At 68.3% G+C, this 24114-nt stretch carries 22 protein-coding genes; 14 read left to right on the forward strand and 8 right to left on the reverse strand.

Annotation, left to right across the window (positions count from 1 at the left end; all coding sequences use genetic code 11):
- Positions 1-69: 69 nt before the first annotated feature.
- Complete coding sequence (locus tag ACS5PM_RS12535) at positions 70-597, reverse strand: CBS domain-containing protein (protein WP_439387969.1); 528 nt, start codon at positions 595-597, stop codon at positions 70-72.
- Between the two features lie 416 nt (positions 598-1013).
- On the opposite strand from ACS5PM_RS12535, the gene ACS5PM_RS12540 reads away from it, so the two are divergent.
- Positions 1014-3386 carry a serine hydrolase gene (locus ACS5PM_RS12540; protein WP_439387970.1) on the forward strand — a complete coding sequence of 791 codons (2373 nt, stop codon included), beginning with the start codon at positions 1014-1016 and terminating at the stop codon, positions 3384-3386.
- 338 nt (positions 3387-3724) lie between these two features.
- On the forward strand, positions 3725-4093 hold the full coding sequence (locus ACS5PM_RS12545) for a DUF1428 domain-containing protein (protein WP_439388206.1): 369 nt from the start codon (positions 3725-3727) through the stop codon (positions 4091-4093).
- A 37-nt stretch (positions 4094-4130) separates the two neighbouring features.
- On the opposite strand, the gene ACS5PM_RS12550 is transcribed toward ACS5PM_RS12545, so the two are convergent.
- A complete protein-coding gene (locus tag ACS5PM_RS12550) occupies positions 4131-5270 on the reverse strand; it encodes an AI-2E family transporter (protein WP_439387971.1) in 1140 nt (379 codons plus the stop codon).
- A 284-nt stretch (positions 5271-5554) separates the two neighbouring features.
- Between ACS5PM_RS12550 and ACS5PM_RS12555 the strand changes: the two genes are divergently transcribed.
- The 4 genes from ACS5PM_RS12555 (at position 5555) to ACS5PM_RS12570 (ending at position 9428) form a co-directional block, all read left to right on the forward strand.
- Positions 5555-5701 carry a hypothetical protein gene (locus tag ACS5PM_RS12555; protein ID WP_439387972.1) on the forward strand — a complete coding sequence of 49 codons (147 nt, stop codon included), beginning with the start codon at positions 5555-5557 and terminating at the stop codon, positions 5699-5701.
- A 2-nt stretch (positions 5702-5703) separates the two neighbouring features.
- Positions 5704-6975 (forward strand): cardiolipin synthase, encoded by a 1272-nt coding sequence (gene cls / locus ACS5PM_RS12560; RefSeq protein WP_439388207.1) that lies wholly within the window; start codon positions 5704-5706, stop codon positions 6973-6975.
- Positions 6976-7102: 127 nt separating this feature from the next.
- Entirely contained in the window at positions 7103-8728 is a 1626-nt protein-coding gene (locus ACS5PM_RS12565) for a sialidase family protein (protein WP_439387973.1), read from the forward strand.
- Positions 8729-9095: 367 nt separating this feature from the next.
- Positions 9096-9428, forward strand: coding sequence for a hypothetical protein (locus ACS5PM_RS12570; RefSeq protein ID WP_439387974.1), 333 nt, complete (start codon positions 9096-9098; stop codon positions 9426-9428).
- Between the two features lie 124 nt (positions 9429-9552).
- On the opposite strand, the gene truD is transcribed toward ACS5PM_RS12570, so the two are convergent.
- Positions 9553-10566 (reverse strand): tRNA pseudouridine(13) synthase TruD, encoded by a 1014-nt coding sequence (gene truD, locus ACS5PM_RS12575; protein ID WP_439387975.1) that lies wholly within the window; start codon positions 10564-10566, stop codon positions 9553-9555.
- Between the two features lie 266 nt (positions 10567-10832).
- On the opposite strand from truD, the gene ACS5PM_RS12580 reads away from it, so the two are divergent.
- The 7 genes from ACS5PM_RS12580 to ACS5PM_RS12610 all read left to right on the forward strand — a co-directional run bounded on the left by ACS5PM_RS12580 (position 10833) and on the right by ACS5PM_RS12610 (position 18146).
- Positions 10833-11483, forward strand: coding sequence for a hypothetical protein (locus ACS5PM_RS12580; RefSeq protein ID WP_439387976.1), 651 nt, complete (start codon positions 10833-10835; stop codon positions 11481-11483).
- 554 nt (positions 11484-12037) lie between these two features.
- The gene (locus ACS5PM_RS12585) at positions 12038-12928 is read left to right on the forward strand and encodes an SDR family NAD(P)-dependent oxidoreductase (RefSeq protein WP_439387977.1); all 891 of its coding nucleotides are present in this window, start codon (positions 12038-12040) and stop codon (positions 12926-12928) included.
- Positions 12929-13007: 79 nt separating this feature from the next.
- Positions 13008-13769: an SDR family NAD(P)-dependent oxidoreductase gene (locus ACS5PM_RS12590; RefSeq protein WP_439387978.1), complete on the forward strand. Its 762-nt coding sequence runs from the start codon at positions 13008-13010 to the stop codon at positions 13767-13769.
- Positions 13770-13798: 29 nt separating this feature from the next.
- A complete protein-coding gene (locus ACS5PM_RS12595; protein WP_439387979.1) occupies positions 13799-14251 on the forward strand; it encodes a Zn-ribbon domain-containing OB-fold protein in 453 nt (150 codons plus the stop codon).
- Positions 14244-15392, forward strand: coding sequence for a thiolase family protein (locus tag ACS5PM_RS12600; RefSeq protein WP_439387980.1), 1149 nt, complete (start codon positions 14244-14246; stop codon positions 15390-15392). The genes ACS5PM_RS12595 and ACS5PM_RS12600 overlap by 8 nt, the downstream gene beginning before the upstream one ends.
- Before the next feature lie 11 nt (positions 15393-15403).
- The gene (locus ACS5PM_RS12605) at positions 15404-16741 is read left to right on the forward strand and encodes an FAD-dependent oxidoreductase (protein ID WP_439387981.1); all 1338 of its coding nucleotides are present in this window, start codon (positions 15404-15406) and stop codon (positions 16739-16741) included.
- Positions 16742-16784: 43 nt separating this feature from the next.
- Positions 16785-18146 carry a spinster family MFS transporter gene (locus ACS5PM_RS12610; protein WP_439387982.1) on the forward strand — a complete coding sequence of 454 codons (1362 nt, stop codon included), beginning with the start codon at positions 16785-16787 and terminating at the stop codon, positions 18144-18146.
- 30 nt (positions 18147-18176) lie between these two features.
- Here ACS5PM_RS12610 and ACS5PM_RS12615 read toward each other — a convergent pair whose 3' ends face one another.
- From ACS5PM_RS12615 to ACS5PM_RS12635, 5 genes are read right to left on the reverse strand one after another with little or no spacing between them, the layout of a single operon-like run.
- Positions 18177-18974 (reverse strand): enoyl-CoA hydratase/isomerase family protein, encoded by a 798-nt coding sequence (locus ACS5PM_RS12615; protein WP_439387983.1) that lies wholly within the window; start codon positions 18972-18974, stop codon positions 18177-18179.
- Positions 18971-20077, reverse strand: a complete 1107-nt coding sequence (locus ACS5PM_RS12620; protein WP_439387984.1) for an acyl-CoA dehydrogenase family protein — start codon at positions 20075-20077, stop codon at positions 18971-18973. Before ACS5PM_RS12620 ends, ACS5PM_RS12615 begins: the two co-directional genes overlap by 4 nt.
- Positions 20078-20079: 2 nt before the next feature.
- Positions 20080-21264 (reverse strand): acyl-CoA dehydrogenase family protein, encoded by a 1185-nt coding sequence (locus tag ACS5PM_RS12625; protein ID WP_439387985.1) that lies wholly within the window; start codon positions 21262-21264, stop codon positions 20080-20082.
- 16 nt (positions 21265-21280) lie between these two features.
- Positions 21281-22039: an SDR family NAD(P)-dependent oxidoreductase gene (locus ACS5PM_RS12630; RefSeq protein WP_439387986.1), complete on the reverse strand. Its 759-nt coding sequence runs from the start codon at positions 22037-22039 to the stop codon at positions 21281-21283.
- A 13-nt stretch (positions 22040-22052) separates the two neighbouring features.
- Positions 22053-23123, reverse strand: a complete 1071-nt coding sequence (locus ACS5PM_RS12635) for a phosphotransferase family protein (protein WP_439388208.1) — start codon at positions 23121-23123, stop codon at positions 22053-22055.
- 150 nt (positions 23124-23273) lie between these two features.
- Between ACS5PM_RS12635 and ACS5PM_RS12640 the strand changes: the two genes are divergently transcribed.
- Positions 23274-24077, forward strand: a complete 804-nt coding sequence (locus tag ACS5PM_RS12640) for a carboxymuconolactone decarboxylase family protein (RefSeq protein ID WP_439387987.1) — start codon at positions 23274-23276, stop codon at positions 24075-24077.
- Positions 24078-24114 lie beyond the last annotated feature (37 nt).

Consider the following 24114-nt stretch of genomic DNA (forward strand, 5'->3'; position numbering starts at 1 on the left):
TTCGCAGGCGGCGGCCTGAACGGCTCCGGCCTGGCTCTCACCGATCCGTGAGACGCCCGCCGTGCGCGGTCAGGCCAGGCCCACCGGTTGCTGCATGCCCGGCGTGCCGTGCGGCAGGAAGGTCGGCCGCGGGCGAGCCGGCGAGATGGCCGGGCGCTCGGCGGCTTCTCGCGACGCTCCGCTGCGCAGGGCCTCGGCGAGTCCGCTCATCTGGTCGGCCAGGGCGGCCAGCAGGTCGTCCGCCGCCACGATGCCGGAAAGCTCGCCATTGGCGGCCGTGACGAGAAGGCGTCGCACGCCGGCTTGCTTCATGGTGCCGACGGCCTCCTCTATGCCCGCCGTTTCAGGCACCGCCACGAGTTGGCGGCTGGCGATCTGGCCTACCCGCAGGTCGCCCCCGTCGAGGCCGCGCGCCAGGGCCTCGATGGCCAGGTCGCGGTCGGTCAGCACACCCACCACCTGGCTCTGGCCTTCGGACTCGACGGTGACGACGAGCGAGCCCACGTGGTGCTCGCGCATCCGGTTGGCCGCCTCGCGCAGCGTGGCCACGGCGGAGACCGTGACGATGTGGCGCTGGCAGATGTCGGCGATGTGCATGGCAGGCTCCTGGGTAGCTGGGTGGGTCGGTGGCGGGACGAGGTCATCGCTGCGCTCGAAGGCTTCATCGCGGTCTGCTCGTCAGACGACTCGGCCACCTTAGGCCGTCTCCACGCGAAGGCGTTGACCACGATCAACGACCGGGGCGCGGCCATCGCTGATACAGGCGGTTCACATGTCGTCGTCACGGCGATGCAGAGCGTTGCACGCCGGTTCACCAGGCGGCGGGAGCATGTCGCAGTCGAACGCAGAGAAGAGGAGACACCCCATGGGCAGGCTGTGGATTCGATGGACGCGCCGGGCCTTGCTCGGCCGCGGTAAGTCGCGCCGGGGACCGCCACCGGAGGACGCGCCCGAGCGCTGGCTGCGGCGCCTGCGCGAAGCCGGCCTCTGATGCACCGGTCGCCTGCTGCGGCATGAAGTGCACTCGCGCTGTCCTGTGCCTTGCGCTGTCGAGCGCGGCCTGTGCGCAGCCGCTCGACTGGGCGCCGCTGGATGCCGCCGTCCGGGGCCAGATCGCTGCCGGCATGGTGCCGGGCGCCGTGGCCGTCATCGGCGACGCCGACCACGTCTGGCTCCGACAGGCCTGGGGCCTGCGCAGTGCCGGTCCGTCGCCCGAACCGATGACCGTCGACACGGTGTTCGACCTCGCTTCGCTGACCAAGGTCGTCTGCACCACCACCGCCGTGCTGCAACTGGCCGAGCGAGACCAGCTCGACCTGGATGCGCCCGTCGCCCGCTACTGGCCCGCGTTCGCCGCCGACGGCAAGGCGGCGATCACGGCGCGCCAACTCCTCTCGCACAGCTCGGGCCTGCGGCCCGGCCTGTCGCTGCAAGCCGCAGACGGCCCCGGCCAGGTCCAGGCCCGGCTGCTCGCCGAGCGGCCGACCGCGGCTCCGGGCAGCCGGCTGATCTACAGCGATCTCAACTTCCTGGCGCTCGGCCTGCTGGTGCAACGAATCGCCGGGCGGCCGCTCGACCGGCAATGCGAGGCGCGGGTGTTCCGGCCGCTCGGCATGCGGGACACGGGATTCCGCCCGCCGGCATCGCTGCGGCCACGCATCGCCCCGACCGAGCCGTCGGGCAGCGGCTGGCTGCGCGGCACGGTGCACGATCCGACCGCCCGCGCCGCCGGCGGCGTGGCCGGGAACGCCGGCCTCTTCGGCACGGCGGACGACCTTGCCCGCTTCGCCCAGGCGCTCCTGCAGCATGGAGGCATGACGCCGTTGTTCCGCGGCACGTTGGCCGAGCTCCAGCGGCCCCAAGGGGCGAGCTCCGCCACCACCTGGCACGGCCTGGGCTGGCAGCTGCAGCCGCCGCTGCAGGCCGAGCGCGAGTCGCTCGTGCCGCTGGGCGCGGTGGGCCACACCGGCTACACCGGCACCGGGCTGTGGATCGACTTCACGCACCGCCGCTTCGTCGTGCTGCTGACGAGCCGCCTGCACCCCGACGGCCGGGGCGACGCGCGGCCCCTGCGGCGCCAGGTGCTGGCCCTGGTGGCGAGCCTGCATCCCGTGGACGACGCCCCTGCCGCCCCGCCCGGCCGGCCCGTACCGGGCCCCGATGACGGGACGGCGACGGTCTGGACGGGCATCGACGTGCTGCGCCAGCAAGGCTACGCCGCGCTTCGCGGCAAGAAGGTCGGGCTGGTGACGCACGCCGCCGCCATCGACCGCCACGGCTGGCGCACACTGGACCGCCTGCGCCACGCGCCGGGCGTGCAGCTGGTGCGCGTCTTCACGCCCGAGCATGGGCTGAACGCCGACACCGAGGGCCGGGTGGCCTCCGGGCAGGAGGGCTTCAGCGGCCTGCCGGTGGTGAGCCTTTACGGCGCCTCCACGCGGCCGGCGCCCGAGGCGCTGGCCGGCCTGGACGTGCTGGTGATCGACCTGCAGGACGCCGGCGCACGCTTCTACACCTACCTCGCCACGCTGGGCGAAAGCCTGCGCGCCGCCGCCAAGGCACACCTGAAGGTCCTGGTGCTGGACCGCCCCGACCCCGCGGGAGCCGACCGCGTGGCCGGGCCGATGCTGGATCCCGCCCGACGCAGCTTCACCGCCTACACCACCCTGCCCGTCCAGCATGGCATGACGCTCGGTGAGCTGGCCCGCTACCTGGCGGCCGAGCTGCAGGCCGAGGAAGGCCTCGGCGTCGACCTCGAAGTCGTAGCGATGCGGGGCTATCGACGCTCGATGACTTTCGCGCAGACCGGGTTGGACTGGGTACCGCCTTCGCCCAACCTGCGCCGGCCCCTCACGGCGCTGCTGTACCCCGGCGTCGCGTGGGTGGAGGGCGCCGCCGTGAGCGTGGGGCGCGGCACGGAGCACCCGTTCGAGTGGGTGGGCGCGCCCTGGTTGGATGGGCCGCGCCTGGCGCAAGCGCTGCAGGCCGAGGCCCTGCCGGGCGTGGCCTTCAGCGCGATCGACTTCGTCCCCCTGCCCGGAACGCCGTACGGCAGCGACCGCTGCCACGGCGTGGCGATCCGCATCACGGACCCCGCCACCTTCGATGCCACGCTGCTCGGCGCCGCCCTGCTGCAGGCCCTGGATCGCCAGCGCCCGGACATCTTCCATGCGGAGCGCACGCTCGGCATGGTGGGCTCGGCGGACACGCTGCAGCAGCTGCGCGAAGGCCTGCCGCCGCGTCAGGCGCGCGCCCGCTGGCAGGCGGCCTGGGGCGACTTCCTGCAGCGTCGCCAGGCCGCCTTGCTGTACGGCGCGACTGCGCCGGCGCAAGCAGAACATGGCCCAGCGGCGTCGGCTCCGGCGCCGTCTTGGTCAGCTGGCTGATCGCCAGCGCCGGCATGCTGGCGCCGGTCTTCGTGTACCAGTCGCTGGCCACGCGGCAACCCGCGCTCGACAACGGCGTCTACGCCTATGCGCGGGCGAGCGGCGGCGACCTGGTCGGCTTCTCTTCGGCCCGGGGCTGCTGGATGAGCGCGTGGATAGGCAACGCCAGCGACCTGGCGAATCGGTGGGCCAAGGCGACCGCCCGCGCCAGCGCCGCTGCAGAACGCGCGCCCCCGCTTCGGGCAGACAATGTCGAATCGGCTTGCTTCCGTTCGTCGTTGACTACGACGTGCCCTCAGGCGGGTGCGTCGTCCGTTCCACCCCGCAGGAGTCAAGGCATGTCCTACATCGACGGTTTCGTGATCGCGGTTCCCACCGCCAACAAGCAGAAGTTCATCGAGCACGCGCGTCATTTCGACCCACTGTTCATCGAGCTGGGCGCCATCCGTGTGATCGAGGGTTGGGGCGACGATGTCCCCGACGGCAAAGTCACCGATTTCCGTCGCGCGGTCCAGGCCACGGCCGAAGAAACGGTGGCTTTCGCGTGGGTCGAATGGCCCGACAAGGCCACGCGCGACGCCGCCATGAAGAAGATGGTGCAAGACCCACGCATGGACCCCTCCACACCCGGCAATCCCCCCATGCCCTTTGACGGCAAGCGCATGATCTTTGGCGGCTTCGAACAGCTGGTCGAGGTGAAGGCCTGAACGGTGTTCGGTCATGGTTGCGCCGCGGCAAGCTCGATCAGCTGTCGCGTTGCGGAACCTTCTCGTCACTGTATGAGCGACGCGGCGCAGGGGACGTCGTGGAAGGCCCTTGCGAATCCTCGTGCTGGCGGCCGAAGATGCTCCACGCGGCGACAAACATCGCCGCGACGACCGGGCCCACGACGAAGCCGTTGAGGCCCATCAGCGCGATGCCACCGATCGTCGACACCAGTACCAGCCAATCGGGCAACTTGGTGTCTCGGCCCACGAGCACAGGGCGCAGCAGGTTGTCGACAAGTCCGATCACGAAAACGCCGAACAGCGTCAGACCTGCTCCCTGCCAGACCGATCCGGTGGCGAGCAGGTACAGCGCAATCGGCAGCCACACGAGCGCCGCGCCCACCGCGGGCAGCAGCGACAGCGCGGACATCACGGCGCCCCACAGAAGCGCACCCGGAATGCCGATCACCCACAAGGCAAGCCCCCCCAGGACGCCCTGCACCAGGGCCACGAGCAAGTTGCCTTTGACGGTCGCTCGCACGACAGTCCTGAAGGTGTCGGCAAGCTGGCGCTTGTCGTGCTCCTGCAGCGGGATCACGGCCCACACCTGGCGCCAAAGCGTGCGGCCGTCGCGCAGCATGAAGAAGGCTATGTACAGGGCCACGAACACGCCCACCACCACGTCCAGGGTGTTCTGCCCGATGTTGAGAACCTGGCTGCCGACGAACTGACCCGCGCGGCCCACGCCTTCCGAGACGCGACGCTGGATGGACTCGGCGTCGGCGACGCCAAAGTGGTCGAGCACCTGCATCGCGGGAGCCGGCAGCACGTCCAGCATGTGCTTCAGATACGCGGTGACATCGATACGCCCCGACTGAACGCCCCCGGCGAAGTGGGCCGCCTCCCGTGCAAGCGACACGCTGATCGCGGTCAGCGGCAGGATGACGATCAGGGTCACCACGGTGAGCGTCCCGAGCGCGGCCCACCCGGACCGCCCGCGCAGCATGCGCAACAGCCGGCGCTGCAGCGGGGCAAACAGCAACGCAAGGATCGCGCCCCACATCATGGCGCCGTAGAACGGTGCGATGACGACGAAGAACGCGATCGAGACGACCAGCAGCAGACCGACGAGCCAGACGTGTTGGGACGAGGCCTTTGTGGATTCGACAGTGGTCATGATTGGCAACCGGGGGTTGAGGGCCATTCCAAGCAACTGGAATGGCACGAATCGCGGAAGTCTCATTCTGACCATTCGGATCGGAGGACACCGCCGGCAGTTCTGGACCTTGCGAGAGACGCGGGGGATGGGGCGAGGGCCGATGGGCCATCATGCTTCGCGGCCGAAAGTGGCGGGCCTGCCGATTGCTCATCTTCCCTGCTGGGCAACCTGCCTTGCCTCAGACCGCGGCGTTACGGCCTCGCCGCGCGCGCCGAAGAGTTGCAGCCGAACGGAAAGCCGCCATGGACGCCATCCAGACACATTTCGACAGTCTGCGCCCTGAACTGCGCTTCGGCTCTCTGTTCAATGCGGGCCGCGCGTTCGTCTTGCCCTGCAACGCCGCGGGCCGCGCCTCGACCGAACACGGCCGCCAGGCGCCGCGGCGATGAAGATGCGCCCGGTGTGGATCGCCGTCGCAAGCAGCCTGCTGACCTTGTGCGCGGTGTTCGTCGTTCTCAATCTCGCTACCGGCGAGAAGAAGGTCGAGCAGCGCCTGGAGCGGCTGTACGCGACGGATGAGCCGCAGTTTCTGCGCGCCATGGGCAACTTGCTGGGTCCGCCGATCCTCCAAGGCAACAAGACCGAAGTGCTTGTCAATGGCGACATGATCTTTGCCGCCATGCTGGGGGCGATCAAGCAGGCGCGACGCTCCGTCACATTCGAGACCTACATCTATTGGTCCGAGACCATCGGGCGGGAATTCGCCGACGCGCTCATTGATCGCGCTCGCTCAGGCGTGAAGGTCCATGTGCTGCTCGACTGGGTGGGCAGCGCCAAGATGGAGGCGCGTTATCTGGAGGAGATGAAAGCTGCCGGCATCGAGGTCGAGAGATACCACGAACCTCACTGGTCGAACCTGCAGCGCATGAACAATCGCACGCACCGCAAAGTGCTGGTGGTCGACGGCGAGATCGGGTTCACCGGTGGCGTCGGCATTGCGGACAAGTGGCGCGGGAACGCCCAGGACAAGGACCATTGGCGCGACACCCACTTCAGGGTGGAAGGTCCCGTGGTGGCGCAGATGCAGTCCGTCTTCATGGACAACTGGATCAAGGCCACGGGGCGCGTCCTGCATGGCGAGGAATACTTTCCGGCGCTGGCGAGCCGCGGCGATCAAGCCGCGCAAATGTTCAGCAGTTCGCCGACAGGCGGCAGCGAGAGCATGCATCTCATGTACCTCTTGGCGATCACCGCCGCCAGTCGCAGCATCCACCTGGCCAACTCGTACTTCGTGCCGGATGAGCTCGTGGTGCAGGCACTCGCGGCGGCAGCCAGGCGCGGCGTGAAGGTGAGGGTCGTCACACCCGGGCCGGACATCGATACCGAAGTTGTTCGCCGCGCTTCGCGTGCTCGCTGGGGCGAACTTCTCGAAGCCGGAGTGCAGATCGCCGAATACCAGCCCACGATGTTTCACTGCAAGGTGATGGTCATCGATGGGCTGCTGGTGTCGGTTGGCTCCACCAATTTCGACAATCGCTCCTTCCGGCTGAACGACGAAGCGAACTTGAACATCGTGAGCGAAGCATTCGCGCGGCAGCAGGTCGAGATCTTCGAAGAGGATTTCCGACGGTCCAGGTTGATGACGCTCGAGGCCTGGCGAGGCAGGCCCTGGCAGGAGAAGGCGCTGGAGCACGCAGCGTCTCTCTTCGGGGCTCAGCTTTAGCGAAACCCAGTGCGGCCCTGGTGATACTGACGGACACAATTTTGAGAATCGGCGTCTTCAATAGGGCCTGTAACAGGCCTAGCGTCTCTCGCCGGCGAACCCGCCATGCAACGTCAAGGAGCCTCTCATGCTTGAGCGAACTCTCATGGCTGCGACCCTGGCCATGATCGGATTCAGCACCGGTCCCGCCAATGCTGACACCGGTACTTTTCGCGCGTCCGGCCCTTCTCCCTACCTGCCGGATTGCAATGGAGTGGTCCAAACCGGCACCCTGTACACCAACGCCGAAGTCGAGCCCTTCGTGGCCGTGAACCCGCGCAACCGATTGAACCTGGTCGGTGTGTGGCAGCAGGATCGCTGGTCCAACGGCGGAGCGCAGGGGCTGGGCACCGCCTTCTCTGTGGACGGCGGCGTGCACTGGCACCGCGTGTTCCAGCCCTACACGCGCTGCGCCGGCGGCAATGCATCCAACGGCGGCGACTACGAGCGCGGCTCAGACCCCTGGGTGAGCATCTCGCCCAACGGCGTGGTGCACCAGGGCGTGCTCGGCCTGAGCTTCAACGCGGCCGCCGACGAGCCGGTGACGGCCTTGCTCGCCAGCCGTTCGCTCGATGGCGGTCTGACCTGGAGCCTGCCCGCGACGCTCCAGGCCGACACCGCGGAGCGCTTCAACGACAAGAATTCGCTCACGGCCGATCCGACGGACTCGCGCTATGTCTACGCGGTGTGGGATCGGCTGAGCAGCATCCCGAACGAGGGCGCTGGTCCGACGCTGCTCGCGCGCAGCGTGGACAACGGCAAGACCTGGGAACCGGCCCGCATCATCTACGACCCTGGCACGCAAGCGCAGACGATCGGCAATCGCATCGAGGTGCTTCCGAACGGCGTGCTGGTCAATCTGTTCACCCAGATCGACTTCGTCACGGGCGCGGCGACGCTGCAGGTGATCCGCTCGATGGACAAGGGCGACTCCTGGTCTGCGCCGATCATGGTCGCGGATCTGCTGGCCATCGGCGCCTTTGATCCGGAGACGGGCACGCCGATACGCGACGGCGCAATCCTCGCCCAGCTCACCATCTCGCGCCAGGGCGCGATCTACGTGACCTGGCAGGACGCGCGCTTCTCGGACGGGGCGATGGACGGCATCGCGCTCAGCCGGTCGACCGACGGTGGCCTCAGCTGGAGCGAGCCGGTGCAGATCAACAGGAATCACGCCGTGCAGGCCTTCACGCCCACACCGCACGTGCGCGACGACGGCACGGTGGGTGTGAGTTACTACGATCTGCGCAGCAACACCCCCGACCCGGACACGCTGTGGACCGACGCCTGGCTGACCCGCACGCGCTTCGGCAACACCTGGCACGAAGCCCGCGTCGCGCGGCCCTTCGACCTGTCGGAGGCGCCATTCGCCGGCGGCTACTTCCTGGGCGACTACCAGGGCTTGACGAGCATCGGGCCGCTGTTCATCCCGTTCTTCGCCAAGTCCAAGGCCGACGAGGACAACCGCAACGACATCTACGCGCAGTGGTCATGGAGGGGCCTGATGCCGGGCGGTGCGCTTTCGGCGCCGGCAGCCGCTGAGGTGGCGGCGGCCGAAGCCCGGCTGCCTTCGTACACGGCGCAAGGTCGCGCAGTGACCCAGGTTTCGCCAGCCTGGCGTGCTGCGACCTGGCGCGCCTTCGAGCGCAGCATGCGGGCGCGCGTCCCGAACTGGGACGCGATGCGGGCCGGTCGGGCCGTCCCGCAGTTCTAGTCCGGAAGCCGTCTCTCAGCTTCGGCTGAACCGGAGCAGCGCGAGACGGTCTCGCCGGACCGTCCTCGCGCGCAGTCGATCTTGCAGTCTGTCGTCTGCTTCACGGACGGCCACCGCACCCGCGACTTCGTCGCAGTGAAACGTTGGCGCTCAACGGGCAGTGGATCCAGCCGCACGGCCGCTTGTTCGCCAGTGCGAGTTCCAGGGCGGTGCCGGCGAACTGGTGCGACCGGCGCCGCTGAATCACACACATGGTGCGGGGGACGTCCCGAAACCGGGAGTAACCAAGGGTTTTCCCTGGCATAGGGTTTGCACTTAGGTTGACTGCCCGCCACGAGCGGACCCCTCAACCCGAAAGGAACTCGACATGTCTTCCTCGATCTCTCGCTCGACCCTGAGCTTCGCCGCTCTCACGTTGTCTCTCCTCGCCTCGGTGCTCGGCGCCAGTGCAGCTCATGCGTCGAGTCCGCGATTGCTGGCACGCGAAGTGTCGGGGGCCTACGACATGCAGGATGGCAGTACCGTCCTCATCGACGTTGTTGGTCAGCGCGTGCTGGTGGAAAGCTCGGCTCCAGAGTACTGGACGGCCCGAGACTCCAATCTTCTGGTGAGCCCGGACGGCCGGCGCAGCATCAGGCTGTTGCGCGACTTCGACGGCAGGGTCGACCGCATCGAGATGCAAATCACGAGCGCCCGCTGAGCGAAGCGGCTGGGCGGGGCGGCATGCGTCACCGGTCTGGGGGGTGGCCCCTGGCAGGCGGGCAGACAGTAAACGCCACGCAAGGAACAAGGTCCGCCCCCTTCAACCCGAGGTGCGGATACCGTCATTCGACAGCCGCAGACTCGTTCTCTGCGTACCGGTCAGGCTCCGTGGTGCGGAGGATTTCGGTCAGAACGGAAGTGGCGTAGTTCCCGGCGCGCAAAGAAAACATGAGCACCAGTTGATGGGCTTGCGGCCATTCCCATGACATTTCCAACGGGCTCGCCACCAGGGCGCGACGCTCCTGATCCAGACCGGCGTGCTCCATGCCGTCGCACAAGGTGGCGTGACGTTCAGCCACTCCGTTCTCCAGGGCCTGCGCTTGATCGGTGGCGATCACGCGGCCCCGTCCCCAGAGCGGTCCGGTGGGCCGGCCAGCCTCGTCCATCACGTCACCGGGCAGGGTCTTGCCCCAAAGTCCCTGCTGAATTCGCAGCGCCAGCACTTCATTGAAGACGAAGGAGCGCACCGCCGACAGGTAGATGCCCTTCTTCTTCGGGTTGCGCACGCGGATTTCTCGCGCCAGCATGGACCGGCCCTGCTCCACGTTGCCGCCGTCGTGGCCGAACCGCTGAGCGCCGAAGTAGTTGGGCACGCCATGCGACGCAACGGCCTTGAGATTGGCCTCAATGGCGTTGCGGTCGCCGGTCACGTCACGCAGCACGATGCGGAATCTGTTGCCCTGCAGATCACCGGGGCGCAGCTTCTTCACGTGGCGGCTCTGACTCAGTACCTTGAACTCCGGGTGCTGAAGCTGGGTCAGGTCGGGCGTTTCGCCCTTCGGCAGATAGATGCTGAACCACTGACGGGTGATGGCGTAGCGATCCTTGAGGCCGGCATAACCCACGTCCTTTTCCTGCACGCCAGCGGCCTCGGCCAGCTGCTGGGCGACGAAGGCGGTGTTGGCGCCGTTCTTTTCGATGTCCAGCCAGACGTGTTCGCCCTCACCGGAGGGCAACTGCAGCGGCAGCTCCGTCACGATGAAATCCTCATTGAAGAGTTTCAGGGTGGCGCTGGCGCCGCTGGCTGGATAGGCGTTGGGCCACTGCGGCAAGGTGGTGTATTGAGCGTCGGTCATGAGCGGTCTGACGGCACGAGCCGTAGATGGGGTCGGGCTGTCCAGCCGACCAGGGGCAGTCAGACAGTGATTCTCTCCCTACCCGCATGCCCCGACGACCCTGAAACGAGGAAGGCGCCTTTGGGTCGTCTCGCGCTGGTCTCGCCAAGCATCCGCGGTCGCTGCACCCGTTGGCGGCGCCTATGCCCTTGGGGCTCGCCGCGCAGCTCACGAGAACTCCGAGGTTTACACTGCCCTTCGCCAACAATGACGAGGAGGAGATCAGGATGAAGGCCGTGAGCGCATTGGCTGCATTGCTCGCACTGGGCATTGCAGGTTCACAGACCGCGGAAGCCGCGACACCCGCCGCCAGCCTGGATTCCTCGCCTTTGCCGGCCGACAGGGTGGATGTCTGGGCCGCTCGGCCGGAAGAGTCCCTCGCTTTAAGGGTTATCTACAGCAACTTCAAAGATGACTCGCACGACCGCTACGCCCTCGCGGGTTATCTCATATCGTCACCTGAATCCGACTTTCACCAACGCTATTCGGTGGCCGCGCCGTTCACTCCGTTAGAGAACGCGACGCTCAGGAAAATCCGGCTGCCTCTGTTCAGCATGTGGGTCAAGCATGAAGTGGAGGTCAGTCTTCGAAAGGATGAAGACGGAATGCCGGGCGCGGTGATGAAGCGATTCAGCGTACCGTCCCCGTGGTGGGACGGTAGCGGCCGCCTTCTTATCCAGACCGTGACTTTGGAGAAGGGCATCCCCCTGATTGCCGGCAAGAAATACTGGATTTCCACTCGGGCGCTGGGTGTCGCGCAATCTGCCTGGTTCTGGAACTCCCTGAACCTCTACGGAGACTTCCTGCGCAAGCTCGATTCAAGCAAATGGGAGCCGCTCTACGACGTGCTGCCAGCGTTCGCCGTTCTCGGCGACTAAGAGACGACATGTGGATTTCTGGCGCGGCGCGACTCGTCGCTTGGTGCTCCGCCACGCATCAGAACCGGCTCGAGCTACAGCCTTGGTTCATGCGCCAGTCCAACCGCCCCTGTCCACCTCGCCGTCTCGACCATCTCGAAGGCTTTTCCCCTCCGACGCCGGCGATGGCCTGCGCTGTCGTTCAGGTCGTCGAATGCGAGTGACTCAGTGCAGGCTGAGGACTGAACCGCTCTCGCGGTAGGGCTCCGCCCCTGCGTCGGCGACCACGCTGAACTCGACCGTCACCAGCCCGAAGTTCTTCTTCGAGGTCACGGTCCGCCGTCCCGATCTGGCGCTCGGGATGCGCTCGGTTCGCTTGCCCCAGAAGCTGCCCGTGGTGCTCAGCCAGCCCGCTGGTCGAGATCGGCTGGTCTGCGCTCAGCGCTACCGCAGGCAACGCATCCGCTTGACGCCCGACCGACCGGTCGGTACGATGCTCTGCATGGGCCCGGCGATCGGGCAAGCGCTCCAGGGGCCCGTCATCACCGTGACCAGGCAGAACCGAGGACCTTTCCATGCAGAACCTCGCCGGCCGCGTGGCCGTCATCACCGGTGCCGGCAGCGGCATCGGAGCCGCCATGGCGCGGTGTTTCGCCCGCTCGGGCATGAAGATCGTCGTCTCGGACATCGACGCGGCGGCCGCGGAAGCGACCCGCGCACACCTCTGCGAGGCCGGCCATGCCGCGATCGCCGTGCGCACCGATGTAGCCAACCAGCCCGAGGTCGACGCCTTGGCCGAGACCGCCTACGAGCAGTTCGGTGCGGTGCACCTGTTGTGCAACAACGCGGGCATCGTTCCGTCGGGCCGCCAGCGAACGATCTGGGAGTATCCGCTCGAAGATTGGGCGTGGTCCCTGGGCGTGAACCTGATGGGCGTGGTCCACGGCATCCGCAGCTTCGTGCCCCGCATGCTGGCGCAGGGCGACGAGGGACACGTGGTGACCACGGCCTCGGTGGCCGGTCTCGTGGGCAGCTCCGGCTCGGTGCCCTACGGTCTCGCGAAGCAGGCAGCCATTCGTGCGACGGAATCACTCTACGCAGCGTTGCAGGAACGCGGCGCGCCCATCGGCGTGACGCTGCTTTGCCCTGGGCTGGTGAACACCGGCATCTACCGATCGGAACGCAACCGCCCTAGCGACCTGCGCCCTGCCGCCGGCGCGGCCGAGGAGACACCCGAGCTGCAGGCCATCGCCGACCAGCTGTACGGCAACGCCATCTCGCCCGACGAGGTGGCCGAGATGGTCCGCCGCGCCGTCCTGGACCAGCAGTTCTACCTCCTGACCACCGACAAGTTCGACGAGCCGATCCGAGAGCGGACGGAGGCCATCCTCGCGCGCCGCAATCCGCATTTCCGCAACCTGGTCGAGCTGTCGAAGTCCGACCTGCGCACCGGAAGGCCACTGTGATGAGCGCCACCGCACGGCCGCTCCGAGGGTGGCGCGACGTCCCTCTCGGAGGGACCCCGCGCAGCGGGAGGGTGCACCAATGAGCGGCCGCCTGTCCGACAAGGTGGCGTTGATCACCGGTGCAGCCTCCGGCATCGGGCTGGAGACCGCCCGGCGCTTCGCGCAAGAGGGTGCGACGGTCATCCTCGCCGACCGCAACGCGGCGGGACTCACGGCGGCACTGTCCGAGTTGCAGGCCAGCGGCGATCGGCATCTGGCGATGGCCTTCGACGTCACCGGCGAATCCGAATGGGTCGCCGCGATCGAGCAAGTCCGCAGCCGGTACGGCCGCCTGGACATCCTCGTCAACAACGCAGGCTTCGGCCGCTTCCGATCGATCGCCGAGACCACGCTCGACGAATGGCGCGCGACCCTCGCCGTCAACCTCGACAGCGTGTTCCTGGGCACCAAGCACGCGCTGCCCCTGCTCGCCGAGAGCGGGCGTGGCGCCATCGTCAACATGTCGTCGATGCGGGGCATGGTCGCCGGGCCCACCTCCGGGGCGTACACCGCCGCCAAGGCCGGCGTGCGTTACTTCACCAAGGTGACGGCGCTGGAATGCGCCGCCGCCCGCAACGGCGTGCGGGCCAATTCCGTGCATCCGGGGCACGTGGAGACGCCGCTCACCGCAGCGGCCTATGCCAAGCCGGAAGTCGCCAAGGAGTTCCTGTCGCACACCCCGCTGGCGCGCTTCGGCCAGCCGCGCGAGATCGCCGACGTTGTCCTCTTCCTCGCCAGCGACGAGGCGAGCTACATGACCGGCAGCGAGGTCGTCGTCGACGGCGGCGTCACCGCGCAGTAACGAGCCACAAGCCACGAGCCCACACGATCATGCATCGACCCGTTCTCGCCTGTGCCAGCCTGCTCCGCCTGGAGGGTGGTCGCCCCAGCCTGATCGGCAGCCGCTGCGCCGACTGCGGCGAGGTCTATTTCCCCTCGGCCGCGAGCTGCACCCGCTGCCTGGGCACTCGGCTGCAGCCGCATGATCTCGGCAGCAGCGGGGTGCTGTGGTCGTGGACCATCCAGGGCTTTTGCCCCAAGCCACCCTACGACAGCGGCGAGACCGTCGACAACTTCCAGCCCTACGGCGTCGGCTACGTCGAGATGGCGAGCGGCATCAAGGTGGAATCGCGGCTCACGTCGGCCGATCCGGCCTTGCTGCGCATCGGGATGCCCATGGCGCTGACCATCGTCCCCTACAAGCTCTGCGAGAACGGAGAACGGGTGAGCACGTTCGCCTTCGAGCCCTCGGGTGAGCATGTGAAGGAGCGCGAGCATGTCTGAGGATGTCGCCATCATCGGCATCGGCCTGCACCCCTTCGGGCGCCACGACGAACTGTCGGGCCGCGCCCAGGGCGCTCGTGCCTTGCGCGCCGCCTTGCAGGATGCCGGCGTCTCGTGGAACCAGGTCGACGTCGCGTACGGCGGCAGCCACGACGCCGGCAACGCCGACGCGCTGTGCAATGACCTGGGCCTCACGGGGCTGCCCTTCATCAATGTCGCGAACGGCTGCGCCACGGGCGGCAGCGCGATTGCGAGCGCGGTCGCGGCCATCCGCGCGGGGATGGCGGAGATCGCCGTTGCCGTCGGCTTCGACAAGCATCCGCGAGGCGCCTTCAATCCCCTCCCGCGCGATTGGGGCCTGCCCGACTGGTACGGCGAGACGGGCCTCATGCTGACCACCCAGTTCTTCGCGCTCAAGACCCGTCGCTACCTGCACGAGCACGGCATCGGCGAGGACGCGCTGGTGCATGTGGCCGAGCGGGCCTACCGCAATGGCGCGCTCAACCCGAAGGCCTGGCGGCGGCGCGCGATGTCGCACGAGGAGATTGCCGATTCGGCGCCGGTCAACCTGCCCCTGCGGCAGTACATGTTCTGCAGCCCGGCCGAAGGCGGCGCGGCGCTGGTGCTGTGCCGTGCATCGGCGGCGAAGCGCTTGTGCGAGAAGCCGGTGACGGTGAAGGCAGCCGTGGTGCGAACTCGCCACCATGGGTCGTTCGAGGTGTTCAGTCCTGCGCTGGCGGCACAGCAGGCGCCCGCGCCCACGGTGACCGCGTCCCGTGCGGCATTCGAGCAGGCCGGTGTGGGGCCCCGGGACATCGACGTCATCCAGATCCAGGACACCGACTCCGGCAGCGAAATCATCCACCTGGCGGAGAACGGCTTCTGCGAACACGGCGAGCAGGCGCGGCTGCTGCGCGACGGCGAGACCGAGATCGGCGGCCGTCTGCCCGTCAACACCGACGGTGGATGCCTGGCCAACGGCGAGCCGATCGGCGCCTCCGGCTTGCGCCAGGTGATCGAGGTCTGCACGCAGTTGCGCGGCGAAGCGGCGTCGCGCCAGGTCCCAGGCCGTGCGAGGCTGGGCTACACGCATGTGTACGGCGCGCCGGGGGTGAGCGGCGTCACCATCCTTCAGCGTTAGGCCCCTCGGACATGATCAACGAGCAGATCATCGAATGCGACCTGCTGGTCATAGGCGCGGGCATGGCGGGCCTGTCGGCCGCCGGCTGGGCGGCCGAGCACGGGGCCAGGGTGATCGTGGTCGAGAAGGCGGCAGCGACGGGCGGCTCGGCCGCGCTGTCCGGCGGGGTGCTGTGGACCGCGTCATCGCGGCAGAGGATGGCCCTGTATGGCGGCGGAGATCCGGAACTGGGGGCAGTCATCTGCGCCACGTTCCCGGATGCGATGGCGTGGCTGCGCCAACGCGAGATCGCCGTGTCGCCGAAGATGAACGTGCTGCACGGCTACGGCTACCAGATCGACATCGTCGAGCACCTGCGGGGCTGCGAGGCGCTGGTTGAACAGGCGGGCGGCCACGTGGTGCTGGGGACCGATACCTTGGAGCTGGTGCGCGACGAGGAAGGCTCGGTGATCGGCGCGCGCACCTCGCATCCCGATGGCAAGGTGTCGGTGCGCGCGCGATCGACGATCCTCGCCACCGGCGGCTTCCAGGGCTCTGCCGAGATGCGCGCGCGCTACATCCATCCCCACGCCGAGGGCATCCTCTTGCGGTCGCAGCCGGTGAGCGACGGCCACGGGCTGCGCCTGGGTGCGGCGGCTGGCGGCGAAGTCGCGGGCAGCAACCGCGGCTTCTACGGCCACCTCGTGAGCGAGTCGCCGGACTGGGGGCAGGAGCGGCTCTACACGATGCTCAGCCAGTACCACAGCGACCGGACGCTCCTGCTCAACGAACAAGGCCGGCGGTTCTGCGATGAGACGCTCGGAGACCACACCAACACCTGCTTCACCGTGCCTCAGCCGGGCGCCCGCGCGCTCTGCTTCTGGGACGCGCGAGTGCATGGGCTGTACGCCACGCAGCCCATCGTGGCCAGCGCCGTGCCCGAAGACAGGATGGCTGTCGCGCTGGACCACGACGGCAAGGGGGTCGTCGCCGAGACGCTCGAAGCGGTGGCAGCCTTCGCCACAGAGCACGGCTTCGACGGCGCGCAGGCGCTGCGCTCCATCCGCGAATTCAACGAGGCCGCGCGCCATGGCTGGGAGCGGCTCGATCCGCCCCGCGCCGAGGCTTGCGAGCCGCTGGACAAGCCGCCCTTCTACGCGCTGATCGTGCATCCGGCGATCACCTTCACCTTCGGCGGCCTGAGCATCGACACCGGCGCTCGCGTGCTGCGCGCTGATGGCAGCGTCGTGCCGGGGCTGCTGGCCGCCGGCGCCGATGCAGGCGGCGCCTACGGCATCGGCTATGCGGGCGGGCTCGCGATGGCGATGACCTTCGGGATCACCGCCGCGCGCAGCGCGGGCTGGCGATGAGCAAGACGGTTCGAGAACCCGCGGGCAGGAGACAGTGAACGAGATGACGAACAAAGCCATGGGCGTGACGATGAGCGAGACCCTGGACGAGCCGCGGCCCCCGTCCTCGGCTGCGGGCGGCACGGCGGCGGCGCATGCGCTGGCCGGCGAGGCCCGGACGCGCCGTCTGGCCCTGCTCTCGCTGTTCCTCATCGCGATGTTCAACTACATCGACCGCACCATTCTTTCGATCCTGCAGATCCCGATCAAGGCGGAGCTCGGTTTGTCCGACGGGCAGATCGGCGCGTTGACCGGCCTGTCCTTCGCTCTTTTCTACACCACGCTGGCGCTGCCCATCGCGCGCCTGGCGGACCGTTTCAGCCGGCGCTGGATCGTGGTCGCTTCACTGGCGCTGTGGAGCCTGATGACGGCACTGAGCGGGCTCGCGATCGGGTTCGCATCGTTGGTCTTCTTCCGCATCGGCGTGGCGATCGGCGAGGCCGGGAGCGGCCCCGCCAGCGTCTCCCTGCTCGCCGACTACTTTGCGCCGAAGCAGCGCGCCACCGCCATGTCGACCTACGGGCTGGGGCTGCCGCTGGGGCTGATGCTGGGCTACAGCGCGACCGGCTGGCTGGCGCAGACGGTGGGCTGGCGCTACACCTTTGCCATCATCGGCGGCGTTGGCGTGGCGCTGGCGCCTCTGGCGCTCATGATGCTGCGCGACGCGCCGCGCGGACGCTACGACCCGCCGGCTCCGGCGGGCGAGGTCCGGCTGGGGATGCTGCCTTCGATGCGCCTGCTTTGGCGCATCAAGCCCTTCCGGTATGCCGTGCTGGCCACCATGCTGCACGGCTTCTCGCAGTATTCGATGATGACGTGGAATGCGCCGTTCTTCGTGCGGCTGCACGGCTTCACGCTCTCCGAGGTGTCGCTGCTGATGGCGCTGCTGGCCGGTGCGGGCGGGGCGATCGGGATGTACCTGGGCGGCTTCCTCGCCGACCGGCTGGCGATCCGCGACGCGCGCTGGCGGCTGTGGGTGATGGCGATCGCCGTGGGCGCCACGGGCCCGTTCGCCTTGATCCAGTACCTGGCGCCTTCGACGGGTCTGTCGGTCGCGGCGGCCGCGATGGCCGCCGTCCTCATGGTGGCGTACTTCGGGCCGATCCTGGCGGTCACGCAGTCGGTGGTGCCGCCGAACATGCGTGCTTTCAGCAACTCGGTCCTGTCGCTGTGCTTCAACCTCTTCGGCCTCGGCCTGGGGCCGTGGTTCACCGGCCTGTGCAGCGACCTGCTGGCACGTGACCCGTCGATCGGCGCCGACGCGCTGCGCTATGCCCTGTCGCTGTCGCTGGTGCCCGGCCTCATCGGCGCGGTGATGTTCATCCATGCCGCACGCTTCTTCAAGACGACGTCCGATCGGAGCTGAGCCAAACGCTGCGAGCCGCCCACCGGACGGTCATCGCCCGCCAAAGTTCGGCCTGCGCTTCGCGGCGAAAGCTGCGACCGCTTCCGCGAAATCCTCCGAGGCGGCGCAGGCCACGAAGGCCCGTCGCTCGGCATCCAGTTGGCCGGCCAGGTCGTTGTCGAACGCGGCATGGATGAGTTGCTTGGTGCGGCCGAGCGCCGCCGTCGCCTGGCGCGCCAGCCCCTGCGCCAACTCCATCGCGGCGCTGTCCAGCGACTCGTCGGGAACGACGCGCGTGACCAGTCCGAACTCCAGGGCGCGGCGAGCATCGATGCGCTCGTCGAGCAAGGCCAGCTCCAGCGCCCGACGCACACCCAGCAGCCGTGGCAGGCTGTGGCTGCCGCCGCCATCGGGTGAAGCGCCGAGCTGGCAATAGGCCATCTTGAAGCTACAGCCCTCGCCCGCGACGGCCAGGTCGCAAGCGCACATCAAGGACAGGCCGAACCCGGCCACCGCCCCGCGGACCGCTGCGATCACCGGCTTGCGCATGGCCCGCAAGGTCGCCACCGCGTCGCCCACGTCGGCGATCAGCTGGCCGAGCCTGGCATCGCGTTCCGCCGCCGGCAGTCGCAGCAACTCCGCAAAGTAGCGGACGTCCCCGCCCGCCATGAAGTGCCGCCCGGCACCCGTCACGATGACGCAGCGCACGGCGTCGTCGCGAGCGAGCTCGGCGAGGGCAGTGGCGAGTTCCCTCGCCATCTCGGGGCCGATGGCGTTCATGGCCTCCGGCTGGTTGAGGACGATGCGCGCCACGGCGCCGTCCCTGTCCAGGTTCAGCTTTCGAGTCATTCGACAACCCGGGTGGACGCAAGAAAGCGGGTGAAGTGCTCGTCGCGACTCCCGAACAGCGTGGCATTCACCATCAGCCGGCGGAAGTAGTGGCTGACGTCCAGCTCCTCGGTGACACCGACGGCGCCGTGCATCTGCACGGCCTCGTTGGCGACATGGCGCGCGGCGCTGCAGACGTAGGCCCTGGCAGCGCTGACGATGCGGGCACGCTCGGCGGCCGGCTTCGCCAACGCTCGCTGGCACGCCAGCGTCAGTGCGGCGATCTCTTCCTGCAGCAGGAACATGTCCACGGCCCGGTGCTGCAAGGCCTGGTTGGTGCCGAGCGCCCGGCCGAACTGCTTGCGCGTCTTCAGGTGCTCGCAAGTGCTGGCGACCAGCGCGCGCACGATGCCCAGGGCCTCTGCGCACTGAGCCGCGGACGCGTGGTCGAGGGTCTCTTCGATCGCGGCTTGTGCGGATCGGCCGTGGTCCGGAGCGAGCCGTTCGGCGGCGGCCCCGGCGAAGCTCAGGTTGGCCGCGCCGCGGCCGTCCACCAGCCGGTAGCGTGTCAGCTCGACGCCGGCGGCGCGCGGGTCCACTTGGTAGAGCATCATGCCGCCGCCCGTTTTCGCTTCGGACGCGGAAACGATGAGGAGGTCGGCGATGTCGCCATGCAGGACCGCGACCTTGGCTCCGAAGAGCTTGCCATCACGGACCAGGCAAGCGCCGGTGCCATCGGCCGCAGCGCCTGCCTCTACGTGCGCGAACGCGAGCTTGAGCGAGCCATCGGCCAAGCCGGGCAGGAGGCGCTCCTGCTGCGCGCCGCTGCCCTGGCTCAGCACCAGCCCGGTGCCGACGATGGCGCTGGCCAGTATCGGCTCCATGATCAGGCGGGCACCGACCACTTCCATCAGGGCCCCGATGGCCAGGGCATCGGCATTCAGGCCGCCCTGCTCTTCCGGCAGGCGCAAGGCCAGCCAGCCGAGTTCGCTGTAGGCCCGCCAGGCCTTCCCGCTCCAGCCTGCCGAGTCGCAGACCAGCGTGCGACGCTGCACGAAACCGTAGTTGTCCGTCGCATATCGGTGCGCGCTTTCGCGCAGCATGACGGCCGCTTCCATGTCCATGCTCACAGCCCCAGGACCGTCTTGGCGACGATGTTGCGTTGAACCTCCGAAGCGCCGCCGAAGATGGTCGACGCCCGGTTGTAGAGGTGGTCCTTGAGGATGCCGCCGGCATCGTCGGGCCCCAGCGGCGGCAGCCCGCCTGCGTGCAGGGCCGCCGTGTCGTAGGCGACGCCGGCGACCCCCAGCGTATCGATCGTCGCCTCGGCGATGTGCTGGTAGAGCTCGGTTCCGCGCAGCTTGATCAGCGACGCCTCCGCGCCGTGGTCGGTGCCGAGCATCATGGACTCCACCGCCTGGTAGGCGGCTTCCTCCAGGGCCATGAGGCACAGCTCGAGCTCGCCCAGGCGAGCGTCGAGGCGCACCGATGCCCTGCCCGATTCCCTCGCCAGGTCCTTCAGCCGCTCCAGTGCATGCCAGGCCATGCCGACGATGGCGCCGGCGGTGCGCTCGTTCTTCAAGAGGAACTTGGCATAGCCCCAGCCCGCGCCTTCCTCGCCGACCAGGTTCTCCGCAGGCACCCTGACGTCCTCGAGCCACACCTCGTTGAGATGGTGGAAGCCGTCCATCGTGGCGATCGGCTTCACGGTCACGCCGGGGCTGCGCATGTCGATGAGGAGGAAGGAGATCGATCTCTGCGCAGGTTCGTCCCGCGTGGTCTTGACCAGGCAGAACAGCCAGTCGGCCCACTGGGCATAGGTGGTCCACACCTTCTGGCCGTTGACGACGTAGTGGTCGCCGTGGCGGATGGCCTCGGTGCGCAGCGCCGCCAGGTCGGATCCGGCGCCGGGCTCCGAGTAGCCCTGGGCCCAGAACTCGGCGGTGGTGGCGATGGGAGGCAGGAAGCGCGCTTTCTGTGCTGGCGAGCCGAAGGTGTAGATGACAGGCCCCACATACTTGACGCCGAAAGGGATGATCCAGGGGCAGCCGAGGCGGGCCAGCTGGTCCTCGAAGGCGAAGCGTTCCAGGAGCGTCCACGCCTGGCCGCCCCACTCCTTCGGCCAATGGCCGATCGCCCAGCCCTGCTCATGCAGCAGGCGCATCCAGTGGACGTAGTCGGACTTGTCCAGCACCTGGTGGCGCCGTGACTTGGCCCGCAGGTCGTCCGGCATGACGCGGCCGTAGAAGTTGCGGATCTCTTGCCGCAGCCGCTCGGCCGCGTCCCGGGCTTCGTGCATTGCGTCGGTCATGACTGTTCCGCGGGTGCTATTGCACCGCCGCGCCCCCGTCGATGGTCAGTTCGGTGCCGGTCGTGTAGGACGACTCGTCGGAAGCCAGGAACATCACCGCCGCAACGACCTCGTCCATGCGCCCGAGGCGGCCCATGGGAATGCGCGAGAGCCGGCGCTCCAACTTCGTCGGGTCCGACCACACGCCATGCAGCATCCCGCCGTCGATGGGGCCGGGGTGCACGGAGTTGCAGCGTATGCCCTCGCGCGCGTACTGCGCCGCGATGACCTTGGTGAGGGTTCGCACCGCCCCCTTGCTCGCGGCATAGGCCACCTCCATCAGCGCGCCGAGGCCGAGGGCCGCGATCGACGAGACGTTGACGATCGAGCCGCCCCCGCCTGCGCGCATGGGCGCGATGGCGTGCCTGGTCCCCAGGAAAACGCCGCGGGCATTCACCGCCATGATGCGGTCCCACGCCTGCACGGTGCACTGCTCGATCGGTGCCGGGGCCGGCCCCAGCCCTGCGTTGTTCACCAGCACGTCGAGCCGGCCGCGGTGCTCGAGCGTCAGCCCGATGGCGGCTTGCCAATCGGCCTCGCTCGACACGTCGAGATGCAGGTAGAGCGATTCGCCCCCGAGCGCAGCGATCTCCGCCTGCACGGCCTGCCCCGCCGCATCGCCGATGTCGCCGATCACCACGCCGGCCCCGGCGGCGGCGAAAGCCTTGGCCATTGCCGCACCGATGCCTTGGGCGCCGCCGGTGACCAGCACCGTCTTGCCTTCGAATCTCTTCATGAGTGATGCCCCTTCAGTCGCCGTTGGCAAACTGCCAGGCCGCGGCCGCGAGCGGCCTGATGTTGGCCGTGATCTCCGCGGCGTTCGCCGAGGCGGCGTTGCCTTCTATCAGCCGGTGCGCAATGCCCTGCAGGATGGCCGCCGTGCGGAACAGGTTGAACGCGCGGTAGAACGGCAGGTTCGCGCGAAAGGCGATGCCGGTGCGCTCGCCATACCGCTGGATGTAGTCGTCCAGCGTGGGGATGCCGAGTGCCGCCAGGTCCTGCCCGCGCAAGGTGCCGCGCGCATCCACGCCCTGCGGCCTGTACCACTCCATCGCGTGGTACATCAGGTCGCCGAGCGGATGGCCCAGGGTCGACAGCTCCCAGTCCACGACGCCCACCACCCTCGGCTGCGTCGGGTGGATCAGGATGTTGTGGAAGGAATAGTCCCCGTGGATGATCGAGGAGCGCCCGTCGTCAGCGGGCACTGCCGCGGGCAGCCAATTCATGAGGCGCTCCATGTCCGGAATGTCTTGTGTCTTGGACAGCTCGTACTGGCGCGACCAGCGGGCGATCTGCCTCTCGAAATAGTTGCCCGGCTTGCCGAAGTCGGCCAGCCCGAGTGCCGCGTAGTCGACGGTGTGAAGGCGCGCCAGGGTTTCGTTGGCCGAGTCGAACACCGCTGCGCGCTCCGCGGGAGCGAGGTCGGGCATCAGGCAATTCCAGAAGATCCGGCCCGGCACGTGGCTCATCACGTAGAACATGCCGCCCAGCAGGCTCGGGTCCTCGCACAAGGCCAGCGGCTGCGGCACGGGGAACCCGCCCGGCAGCTCGGCCAGGACGCGCATGACCTTGAATTCGCGATCGACGGCGTGCGCCGACTTCAGCAAGGGCCCCGGTGGCTGCTTTCGCAGCACGTACTTCGCCTTGGGCGTTTCGAGCAGGTAGGTCAGGTTCGACTGGCCGCCCTGGAACTGCTTGACGCTAAGGGGACCGTCGTATCGAGGCACGTGGGCATGCAGGAAGTCTTCCAGCCGCCGCGCATCGATGCGCGCGAACTGCCGCACTTCACCGACATCGCCGATGTAGGACTTGGGCGACATGCCCACCCCCGCCTCGGCGTTCATCGCGACTTGCTCGCTTGCCCTGACGGCGACATCGACCACGGCGCACGTTCGTTCCGATGAAGCAACATTTCGCAGCGCATCCGCTCCTCCTTTTCCCACCCACCCACCAATCGACCAGTCGGACGAATGCTATCGACCGACCGGTCGGCTGTCAACGTGCCGGAGGCATCTTCGATGGATGTTGACGCTCGACCGACCGGTCGGTACGATATGGATCATCAGCCTTTGAGGAGCATCGAGGTGACGGATTCGAACGCTTTGCTGCAGTCGGCCCTGCTGAAGCAGCTCGCTCCCTTCACGCTCTCCGGCTACGCCCTGTTCCGGGAGGTCATCGACACCGACGGTGCGTTGCCCGCCAAGCTCAAATGCCTGTTCGCCGCGGTCGCCGCCGCGAACAAGCGGTACCTCGAGCTGGCGCGAGGCGAGCTCGAGCGCGCAGCAGGCCTGGGAATGACGCTGAACGAAGCGGCGAGCGGTCTCATCCTGCTGAGCAGCCTGAGGGGCGAAGGCGCAGCGCTCGCGTTCGACGCCCTGCTGGCCACCGTCTATGGCCCTCCGGCCTCGGAGCCACGACCGACCTCCCTGGTGCGCGCCGAACCCGGGGAGGCCGAGGCGAACTTCAGGAGCTACTGGGGAACGGTGCCGCCTGCCCTGGCGAGCCTGCTGCGCCTGGTGCCGAAAGGGGCCGACGGCTACTTCCTCATGCGCAAGGGAACGATCGAGTGCAATCAGCTCGATCGGAAGTCGGCGGAGTTGATGCTGATCGCCGTCCTGGCCTCCGACTACAGCCCGCAGGCGGCCACGCACATCAAGGCGGCACGGGCGGTGGGGGCAAGCAACGAGGAGATGGCCGAGGCGGTGCTCTGCGCCGTTCCTTCTGCCGGCATCGCCGCCTGGATGGCGGCCGGCGTGCTCATCGAAGCGGAATGAGCCCGCAGGGCCGCCCCAAGGGCGAATTCCCCCTTGG

This window comes from Ideonella flava, from assembly GCF_051857595.1.
Classification (GTDB): domain Bacteria; phylum Pseudomonadota; class Gammaproteobacteria; order Burkholderiales; family Burkholderiaceae_C; genus Ideonella.

What these genes read in the sequence shown, in the direction of transcription:
- ACS5PM_RS12535 (WP_439387969.1), bottom strand. Translation starts at nt 597, where the DNA reads ATGCACATCGCCGACATCTGCCAGCGCCACATCGTCACGGTCTCCGCC.
- ACS5PM_RS12540 (WP_439387970.1), top strand. Translation starts at nt 1,014, where the DNA reads ATGAAGTGCACTCGCGCTGTCCTGTGCCTTGCGCTGTCGAGCGCGGCC.
- ACS5PM_RS12545 (WP_439388206.1), top strand. Translation starts at nt 3,725, where the DNA reads ATGTCCTACATCGACGGTTTCGTGATCGCGGTTCCCACCGCCAACAAG.
- ACS5PM_RS12550 (WP_439387971.1), bottom strand. Translation starts at nt 5,270, where the DNA reads ATGACCACTGTCGAATCCACAAAGGCCTCGTCCCAACACGTCTGGCTC.
- ACS5PM_RS12555 (WP_439387972.1), top strand. Translation starts at nt 5,555, where the DNA reads ATGGACGCCATCCAGACACATTTCGACAGTCTGCGCCCTGAACTGCGC.
- cls (WP_439388207.1), top strand. Translation starts at nt 5,704, where the DNA reads ATGCGCCCGGTGTGGATCGCCGTCGCAAGCAGCCTGCTGACCTTGTGC.
- ACS5PM_RS12565 (WP_439387973.1), top strand. Translation starts at nt 7,103, where the DNA reads ATGCTTGAGCGAACTCTCATGGCTGCGACCCTGGCCATGATCGGATTC.
- ACS5PM_RS12570 (WP_439387974.1), top strand. Translation starts at nt 9,096, where the DNA reads ATGTCTTCCTCGATCTCTCGCTCGACCCTGAGCTTCGCCGCTCTCACG.
- truD (WP_439387975.1), bottom strand. Translation starts at nt 10,566, where the DNA reads ATGACCGACGCTCAATACACCACCTTGCCGCAGTGGCCCAACGCCTAT.
- ACS5PM_RS12580 (WP_439387976.1), top strand. Translation starts at nt 10,833, where the DNA reads ATGAAGGCCGTGAGCGCATTGGCTGCATTGCTCGCACTGGGCATTGCA.
- ACS5PM_RS12585 (WP_439387977.1), top strand. Translation starts at nt 12,038, where the DNA reads ATGCAGAACCTCGCCGGCCGCGTGGCCGTCATCACCGGTGCCGGCAGC.
- ACS5PM_RS12590 (WP_439387978.1), top strand. Translation starts at nt 13,008, where the DNA reads ATGAGCGGCCGCCTGTCCGACAAGGTGGCGTTGATCACCGGTGCAGCC.
- ACS5PM_RS12595 (WP_439387979.1), top strand. Translation starts at nt 13,799, where the DNA reads ATGCATCGACCCGTTCTCGCCTGTGCCAGCCTGCTCCGCCTGGAGGGT.
- ACS5PM_RS12600 (WP_439387980.1), top strand. Translation starts at nt 14,244, where the DNA reads ATGTCTGAGGATGTCGCCATCATCGGCATCGGCCTGCACCCCTTCGGG.
- ACS5PM_RS12605 (WP_439387981.1), top strand. Translation starts at nt 15,404, where the DNA reads ATGATCAACGAGCAGATCATCGAATGCGACCTGCTGGTCATAGGCGCG.
- ACS5PM_RS12610 (WP_439387982.1), top strand. Translation starts at nt 16,785, where the DNA reads ATGACGAACAAAGCCATGGGCGTGACGATGAGCGAGACCCTGGACGAG.
- ACS5PM_RS12615 (WP_439387983.1), bottom strand. Translation starts at nt 18,974, where the DNA reads ATGACTCGAAAGCTGAACCTGGACAGGGACGGCGCCGTGGCGCGCATC.
- ACS5PM_RS12620 (WP_439387984.1), bottom strand. Translation starts at nt 20,077, where the DNA reads ATGGACATGGAAGCGGCCGTCATGCTGCGCGAAAGCGCGCACCGATAT.
- ACS5PM_RS12625 (WP_439387985.1), bottom strand. Translation starts at nt 21,264, where the DNA reads ATGACCGACGCAATGCACGAAGCCCGGGACGCGGCCGAGCGGCTGCGG.
- ACS5PM_RS12630 (WP_439387986.1), bottom strand. Translation starts at nt 22,039, where the DNA reads ATGAAGAGATTCGAAGGCAAGACGGTGCTGGTCACCGGCGGCGCCCAA.
- ACS5PM_RS12635 (WP_439388208.1), bottom strand. Translation starts at nt 23,123, where the DNA reads ATGTCGCCCAAGTCCTACATCGGCGATGTCGGTGAAGTGCGGCAGTTC.
- ACS5PM_RS12640 (WP_439387987.1), top strand. Translation starts at nt 23,274, where the DNA reads ATGCTATCGACCGACCGGTCGGCTGTCAACGTGCCGGAGGCATCTTCG.